We start from the raw sequence: 1,796 nt of genomic DNA on the forward strand, positions 1-1,796 counted from the left end.
ATTACTTTTCTATCAACTCCTGAAATTTTATAAAAGAATCCTGGTTGCAAAATGATAGTTTGTTTTAGTGCGTGTAATGTAACCACCATTACTTTTGTGTCTTCGGTTTTGTAATAAGAAATATTAAACATGTGCTCGTCCTCTTTTCTTGTTTTTTTAGTTGCGCTTCACCATCACCACTGCGTAGATCTACTCCATGAATCCTTGACTCGGAACCTTTGCGACCCAGATTACTTGCCACCGTCGCCACCTTCTAGAAATCTTTAATGTGGCAAACCGAACTAGGTTATCAGAGTCGCCTTTCCAAGTAAAGGAACCGCTACGCTTTCACTACGTAGAACTACTCCGTTAAAACTCTTTATCGTCTTTATATTCGCTCAGTATGTATGAAATCAAAGCGTTGACCGACATACCTCTCTTTTCAGCTTCTTTTTTTAACCATTCGTGTAGGTCTTCAGTAAGCCTTAGAGAAAAAACCGCTTTTCCCAATAACTTCACCTCCTTATGGTATCATTATAGTATCAAAGTGGTATCATGTCAATACCATAATGGTTAGTGTTATTTCTCTCGGTCTTTTATAAATAAAATAAATCCGCCTTGCGGTGTCGGGGGCCCCAACTGGAGTCACCCCACCCACACGCAAAAGGGCGGATTTTATATTTTCAAGGAAATTAAATAAGGACCCCATTATAGGAGTCCCATTGTCAAAGTTTGAACACTTTACCCGCTATTAGAAAACGGTAAAGTCATAGTATTTTTATTTTCTATGTGTTAAAATAGCGCTGTTAACTTTTGCGATTTAAGTTAATTTGTATCTTATGAATATTGCCTAGATATTCATTTTCATAGTTTTTGGAATATGTTATATATTCGTCATGAGACTTTAGCAGAGTCTCTTTTTCTTTTTCCGTCAAAATATACTCTTCAGGCTTCTTTAACCCTCTACTCGAAAAATAAGACTTCTCTCCAAGTAATCTTTCGTCAATATTATCCTTTATCATATATTTCGTTATATAAGCCCCTACATTGTCCACGTGGTCTATTTTATTTATTTTAACAAACCCATGACCCCAGATGTCCGATAGAACGTCTACAGGCGTGTAAGGAAGGTTATAGACCAATAGGTGATAATGTATAGCCCCTCGTTTCTGAAACTCAATTACAGCAGTGTATTTTAGTTTTATTTTTAAAGTGTAATTCAGCCTTTGGATAAACTTTTTGAAGTTATAGTTAGATTGTTTTATGTCCTGCATGTTTTCAGCATATGTAAGTGTGAAAAATTTCGGTTGCTCGTTCCACGCATTTGCATTGGCATTTGCTTGGTTAAACACTTGCTTCCTTGCACGATATAACACATCAGACCTGTTCTTCATCTTTGTTTCAGCATCATTTATCCAATCATGATCAGACTGTTTTTTCCTACCAGCATTTTCACGAACTGCATCTTTACCTGTTGCTACCTCTTTCTCGTAGCTCAATAATTCCCATACACCGCCACTTTTTATTAGTTTGTGACGATACCTCAATTATAAAATACCTCTCTTCCTTGTCTAAATTTTTCTGCTTATTAATCGCTATAATCAAGTTAAGTAAGAAACAGAAATAGCGATTAAATATTAACCTATTTTTCTATCAGATTTAAACGGAAATATAAATCCTAAATCTACTAGAATTGTACCACTAAATTCGCCGCAGCCGGTTATTACTTTTCTATCAACTCCTGAAATTTTATAAAAGAATCCTGGTTGCAAAATGATAGTTTGTTTTAGTGCGTGTAATGTAACCACCATTACTTT

At 35.5% G+C, this 1,796-nt stretch carries 3 protein-coding genes; all 3 read right to left on the reverse strand.

Annotation, left to right across the window (positions count from 1 at the left end; all coding sequences use genetic code 11):
* Positions 1–348: 348 nt before the first annotated feature.
* Positions 349–498, reverse strand: a complete 150-nt coding sequence (locus AC0B9F_RS38030) for a toxin-antitoxin system HicB family antitoxin (protein ID WP_350502499.1) — start codon at positions 496–498, stop codon at positions 349–351.
* Between the two features lie 287 nt (positions 499–785).
* Positions 786–1,478 (reverse strand): rolling circle replication-associated protein, encoded by a 693-nt coding sequence (locus AC0B9F_RS38035; protein WP_350753516.1) that lies wholly within the window; start codon positions 1,476–1,478, stop codon positions 786–788.
* Between the two features lie 138 nt (positions 1,479–1,616).
* Positions 1,617–1,796, reverse strand: a 180-nt coding sequence (locus AC0B9F_RS38040; protein ID WP_472010371.1) for a hypothetical protein, incomplete at its 5' end; no start/stop codon positions are given.

The organism is Streptomyces sp. NPDC097129, assembly GCF_055668065.1.